Source organism: Phenylobacterium sp. (genome assembly GCF_028290885.1).
GTDB lineage: Bacteria > Pseudomonadota > Alphaproteobacteria > Caulobacterales > Caulobacteraceae > Phenylobacterium.
On record NZ_JAQGIZ010000001.1, the window covers coordinates 1 to 6,104 of the forward strand.

Genomic DNA, 6,104 nt, shown 5'->3' on the forward strand with positions numbered 1-6,104 from the left:
TGACCATCGACAACGGCAACCACCTCGTTCTGTCGGGCAACCACGCGGTGCGCGACTACCTCGCCCGCGTCGGCGCGTCCGATTGTCTGACAGGTCCCGCCGAGACCCAGTTCCCCTTCGTCGACCTGGCCACCCACCAGCGGTGGACGGTTCGGCCCAATCCCGGAGCGGTGCCCTGGTGGATCCTTAGCGCGGACCGCGGGGTGCCGGGCGCGCGGTTCACCGACTTCCTCGGTATGGCGGGCCTGCTACGCGCAAAGCCCGGGCAGCGGGTCGATGAGACCATCGCCTGCAAAGGTCCCGTGTGGGATCGGCTGATGCGGCCGTTCCTGCTCGCGGCGCTCAACACCGATCCGGAGCACGCCGCCGCCGAGCTTGCGAGCCAGATCGTCCGGGAGACCCTGGCCAAGGGCGGCGCAGCCTACGCGCCCAGGGTGCCGACGCCGGGCCTGGCGGCGGCCTTCGTCAATCCGGCGCTGGACTTCCTCGAGAGGCATGGCGCGAGGGTGCGGCTGCAACGCCGGTTGCTCGGACTTCACACCGAAGGCAGGCTGGTCAAGGGGTTGGAGTTCTCCGATGGCCGCGTGGACGTGGGCGTCGAGGACCGGATCGTGCTGGCGGTTCCGCCCTGGGTCGCCACCGACCTGATCCCCGGGCTTTCCGCACCGGACGCCTTCGAAGGCATCGTCAACGGTCATTTCCGCCTGAAGTCACCGCCTGGCGCGCCCCCGATAACGGGGGTGCTGAACGCCACCGTCGAATGGATCTTCTGCTTCGAAGACCGCATCTCGGTCACCGTCAGCGGCGCAAACCGCCTGATCGGCGAGCCGCGGGAGAGCCTGGCCAACACCCTATGGCGTGACGTGGCCGAGGTGCTGGGCCTGCGCCACGAGCTGCCCCCTTGGCAGGTCGTCAAGGAAAAGCGGGCCACCTTCGCGGCCACGGTGGAGCAGCAGCGCCGCCGCCCTTCAGCCCGGACGGCGTTTCACAACCTCGTCCTGGCGGGCGACTGGACGGCGACGGGCCTGCCCGCCACGATCGAGGGTGCGCTGCGTTCCGGCGTCCGCGCCGCCGATCTAGTCCAAGAGACCTGCACGTGAACGACGTCGCAGCCGCTCCCCGCAACGAGGCGCTCCTCGACGACCGCATCCGACGTGCGGCCCAGGCCTTGCTGAAGCGCCAGAGGCGCGATGGCCACTGGGTCTTCGAGTTGGAGGCCGACGCCACCATTCCCTCCGAATACATCCTCCTGCGGCAGTTCCTCGGCGAGCCCGACGACTCGGAGCTCGAGCGCAAGATCGGCGTCTACCTGCGCCGCATCCAGGGGGCGCACGACGGCTGGCCGCTGGTGCACGGCGGTCCCTTCGACATCAGCGCTAGCATCAAGGCCTACTACGCCCTCAAGATGATCGGCGACGACCCCGATGCGCTGCACATGGCCCGTGCGCGGGAGGCGATCCGCGCCCACGGCGGTCCCCGGGCGGCCAACGTCTTCACGCGCATCCAGTTGGCCCTGTTCGGTCAGATGTCCTGGTCCGCCATTCCCACCATGCCGGTGGAGCTCATCCTGTTGCCGCGCTGGTTCCCGGTGCACCTGTCGAAGATGTCCTACTGGGCGCGGACGGTCATCGTGCCGCTGCTGGTGCTGCAGGCCAGGAAGCCGCTGGCGAGCAATCCGCGCGGCGTAGGCGTGGCTGAGCTTTACGACGGGGCCGCCGCGATCAGGCCCCGCTCCAAGGCCGCGGCCACCAAGCGGCTGTGGACCTGGGGCTTCAACGCCCTCGATGTGGTGCTGAAAGCCATTGACCCATTGTGGCCGCAGCGCCTGCGGAGCAGGGCCACCGACTGCTGCGTTGAATTCGTGACCGAGCGCTTGAACGGCGTCGATGGCCTGGGCGCGATCTACCCCGCCATAGCCAACAGCGTGATGATGTTCGACACCCTGGGCTATGCGCCGGATCATCCCCACCGCGCCGTGGCGCGGGAGGCCGTCGAGCGCCTCCTGGTGATCAAGGACGACGAGGCCTACTGCCAGCCCTGCGTCTCGCCGGTGTGGGACACCGCGCTGACCTGCCACGCCCTGCTGGAGCTGGGCGGCGAGGCGGCCGAGGCCGCAGCGGGCCGGGGTCTCGACTGGCTGGTCCCGCGCCAGGTGCTGGACGTGAAAGGCGACTGGACGGGGCAGCGGCCGGACGTGCGCCCTGGCGGCTGGGCCTTCCAGTACGAAAACGCCTACTACCCCGACCTCGACGACACCGCCGTGGTGGTCATGGCCATGGACCGCGCCCATGGCCGCTCAGGCGGCAAGTTCGACACCCCCATCGCGCGCGGGACCGAATGGGTAAGGGGCCTGCAGAGCCGCGATGGCGGCTGGGGCGCCTTCGATGCCGACAACACCTTCCACTACCTGAACAACATCCCGTTCGCCGACCATGGGGCCTTGCTCGACCCCCCCACCGACGACGTCACCGCCCGCTGCGTCAGCATGCTGGCCCAGCTGGGGGCCGATCGGGAGAGCCCTCCGGTCAAGGCGGCGCTCGAATATATGGCCGGCTCGCAAATGGCCGATGGGAGCTGGTTTGGCCGCTGGGGCGTCAATTACATCTACGGGACCTGGTCGGTCCTTTGCGCCCTCAACGCCGTGGGCGTGACAGCGGAAGATCCGATGGTTCGCCGCGCGGCCGACTGGCTCATCGCGATCCAGAACGGCGACGGCGGCTGGGGCGAAGACTGCGAGAGCTACGACCTGGGCTATAGCGGCCATCAGGCGGCGCCGTCCGCGGCGTCACAGACGGCCTGGGCGCTGATGGGCCTGATGGCGGCCGGCCTCGTCGACCACCCCGCGGTGGCGCGCGGCGTGGCGTGGCTGACCGAGGTGGAGGATGCGGAGGGCTTCTGGCCGGAGCCCGGCAACACCGGCGGCGGGTTCCCGCGGGTTTTCTACCTCCGCTATCACGGCTATTCGAAGTTCTTCCCGCTCTGGGCGCTGGCCCGCTACCGCAACCTGACCCGGGCCAACAGCCGCCAGGTCGGCTTCGGCATGTGACCATCCTGGCCGTCACCGGCCTGCGGCGCGAGGCGCGGATCATCGAGGGCCCGGGCGTGACCGCGGTCGCGGGGGGAGGGCGCGCCGGGGCGTTGGAAACCGCTCTGACGTCGGTCGCGACGGGCGCGGAAGCCGTGATCAGCATCGGCATCGGCGGAGCGCTCGCGCCGGGCCTTTGCCCCGGCGACTGGGTGGTCGCTACACGGGTGATCGCCGGCGGCGTGGAGACCTCCACCGATCCGGCCTGGACCGCGCAACTCGCAACGCGCCTGCCTGGCGCGCGGATGGGATCGATCCTCGGTTCCGACGCCATGCTCACGCAGGCAGTCGAGAAGCAGGCCGCCCATCAGCGCTGGCAAGCACTCGCGGTCGACATGGAATCCCACATCGCCCTGCGGGTGGCGCGCAGCCTCGGCCTGCCGTTTGCCGCCGTCCGCGTGATCTCCGACAGCGCCGACCGGGACCTGCCGGCCGCGGTGAAGGTCGGGATGAAGCCCGACGGCGGCATGGCCCTGGGCGCGGTGCTGTGGGCCCTCGCCCGCGATCCTGTGCAGCTTGCGGCGCTGATCCGCACCGGCCGGGATGCGGAGCGCGCCTTTCGCGCCCTAGCTGACGGGCGCCGTCTTCTTGGCCCGGGGCTGGGTCGTCCGGATCTCGTGGAGCTTCCGCTCGACGTGGGCTGAGAACACGTAGTCCGCGGGCCGCTGCTTATCGAGCGGGATCTCCGGCGCCATCTTCCCCTCGGTCTTGATGCCGCCGATCGCCACCTTCATCAGCTTGAGCGGGTTGGTCACCGACTCCCGCACCGCCGTGCCCTCGAAGCCGCAGTGGACCATGCAGTTGGCGCACTTCTCGTAGTTGCCGACGCCGTAGTTGTCCCAGTCGGTGTCGTCGATCAGCTCCTTGAAGGTCTTCACATAGCCCTCGCCCAGCAGATAGCAGGGTTTCTGCCAGCCGAAGACCGTGCGCGCCGGCATGCTCCAGGGTGTGCACTCGAAGGTCTGGTTGCCGGCCAGGAAATCGAGGAACAGGTCGGACTGTGTGAACGACCAGGCCCGGCCGTTCTTGCCGCGTTTGAAGATCTCACGGAACAGGGTCTTGGTCTTGGCGCGGTTCAGGAAATGCTCCTGGTCCGGCGCGCGCTCATAGGAATAGCCGGGCGAGACGGTGATCCCGTCGAGGCCGAGCGCCGTCATCTCGTCGAAGAAGGCGGCCACGCGTTCGGGATCGGCGCCATCGAACAGGGTGCAGTTGATCTGGACCCGGAAGCCCTTGGCCTGGGCCAGCTTGATGGCCTCGACGGCCTTGTCGTAGACGCCGGTCTGGCAGACCGACTTGTCGTGCATCACCTGGTCGCCGTCGAGGTGGATCGACCAGGAGAGGTAGGGCGAGGGCTTGTACTGGTCGATCTTCTTGGCCAGCAGCAGGGCGTTGGTGCAGAGGATCACGAACTTCTTGCGCTTGATGAACCCCTCGACGATGCGCGGCATGTCGCGGTGGAGCAGGGGCTCGCCGCCGGCGATCGAGACGGCCGGGGCGCCGCACTCGTCGATCGCGGCCATGCAGTCGTCGTAGCTCAGCCGCTGGTTCAGGATCTCGTCCGGATAGTCGATCTTGCCGCAGCCGGCGCAGGCGAGGTTGCAGCGGAACAGCGGTTCCAGCATGAGCACCAGGGGGTAGCGCTTGCGACCCATCAGGTGCTGCTTGACGACATAGGCCCCGATGCGGGCGGCTTGGCCGAGCGGAATACCCACGAAACGCTTCCTTCTAGCTAGGCTTCGGCCTGGTCAGGCTCACGATCATCCTCTCGCCGCAACTCGGGCGGCAAGCGGAACACGATATTCTCTTCGACGCCGTGCATCTGCGCGACTTCGACGTCTTCGATCCGGCGCAGGGCGGCGATCACGTCCAGGACCAGTTCCTCCGGCGCGGAGGCTCCGGCCGTCAAGCCGACGACCTGGGCGCCGCGCACCCAGTCGGCCTCCAGCTCGCCGGCGTCGGCGATCAGATAGCTCGGCACGCCCTCTTCGACGCCAATCTCGCGCAGCCGGTTGGAGTTGGAGCTGTTGCTCGCGCCCACCACCAGCAGGACGTCGACGGTACGGCACAGCTCGCGCACGGCCGATTGCCGATGCTGGGTTGCGTAGCAGATGTCGGAGGTGTCCGGTCCCACGAGGTCGCTGAATCGCGATTTGAGGGCTGAAATCACGTCGCGTGTCTCATCGACGCTCAGCGTCGTCTGCGTCACGTAGGCGACCGGGGCGTCGTCCGGAAGCTTCAGCGCCGAGACATCCCGCACCGTCGAAACCAGGTGCACCGGCGCGTCCACCTGTCCGATGGTCCCCTCGACCTCTGGGTGGCCGGCGTGACCGATCAGGATCAGCGTCCGGCCTTGCGCCACATAGCGGCGGCTCTGCGAGTGCACCTTGGAGACAAGCGGGCAGGTGGCGTCGAGGACGGGAAGGCCACGGGCGCGAGCATCGTCCACCACCGAACGGGCGACGCCGTGGGCGCTGAAGATCGTTACCGCGCCCTCCGGAACCTCATCGAGCTCATCGACGAAGCGCGCGCCCTTGGCCTCCAGTCCGCTGACCACATGCCGGTTGTGCACGATCTCGTGGCGCACGTAGACCGGCGCGCCATATTTCTCGATTGAGCGTTCGACGATATCGATCGCGCGCACCACCCCGGCGCAGAAGCCACGCGGCTGGGCAAGGACCACTCGCATCGATCACCTCCACTCGCCGCCCACGGCTGGGCGTGAACGCCCGCCAGGGCCAAGTGCGCCTACGCGCCCAGACTGACAGATGGCAATCGTCTGCGCCACGCGCATGTGCCGAACGACGGCGCGGGGATTTACAACGGCCGATAACCCACCATCTGATCCAGTTAACTGGTTGACGACGGGCCGCCATGCAAGACCACGCCGATAAAGATCACACCTCCGTCCGGCCCTGGCGGGCGATCCAGCGGCGGGTGAGCCGCAAGATCCGGGTGGGGTCGGTGGAGGTGGGGGGCGATGCGCCGATCACCGTCCAGTCGATGACCAACACGCTGA

At 68.4% G+C, this 6,104-nt stretch carries 5 protein-coding genes and 1 pseudogene; 4 read left to right on the forward strand and 2 right to left on the reverse strand.

The genetic code is table 11. The features are described from left to right. The 3 genes from hpnE to JWP28_RS00015 form a co-directional block, all read left to right on the forward strand. Positions 1 to 1,100: hydroxysqualene dehydroxylase HpnE (gene hpnE / locus JWP28_RS00005; protein WP_299538514.1), on the forward strand; the 1,100-nt coding region annotated here is incomplete at its 5' end. Continuing rightward, positions 1,097 to 3,046: a squalene--hopene cyclase gene (gene shc / locus JWP28_RS00010; protein WP_299538516.1), complete on the forward strand. Its 1,950-nt coding sequence runs from the start codon at positions 1,097 to 1,099 to the stop codon at positions 3,044 to 3,046. The genes hpnE and shc, both read left to right, overlap by 4 nt. Then, positions 3,043 to 3,729, forward strand: a complete 687-nt coding sequence (locus tag JWP28_RS00015; protein WP_299538519.1) for a hypothetical protein — start codon at positions 3,043 to 3,045, stop codon at positions 3,727 to 3,729. Before shc ends, JWP28_RS00015 begins: the two co-directional genes overlap by 4 nt. On the opposite strand, the gene hpnH is transcribed toward JWP28_RS00015, so the two are convergent. Then, complete coding sequence (gene hpnH / locus JWP28_RS00020) at positions 3,652 to 4,800, reverse strand: adenosyl-hopene transferase HpnH (RefSeq protein ID WP_299538521.1); 1,149 nt, start codon at positions 4,798 to 4,800, stop codon at positions 3,652 to 3,654. The two genes, JWP28_RS00015 and hpnH, sit on opposite strands and share 78 nt — an antisense overlap. 17 nt (positions 4,801 to 4,817) lie before the next feature. Continuing rightward, positions 4,818 to 5,774, reverse strand: coding sequence for a 4-hydroxy-3-methylbut-2-enyl diphosphate reductase (ispH, locus tag JWP28_RS00025; RefSeq protein WP_299538523.1), 957 nt, complete (start codon positions 5,772 to 5,774; stop codon positions 4,818 to 4,820). A gap of 185 nt (positions 5,775 to 5,959) precedes the next feature. Here ispH and JWP28_RS00030 point away from each other — a divergent pair. After that, positions 5,960 to 6,104: pseudogene (locus JWP28_RS00030) on the forward strand (hypothetical protein); the annotation flags it as partial.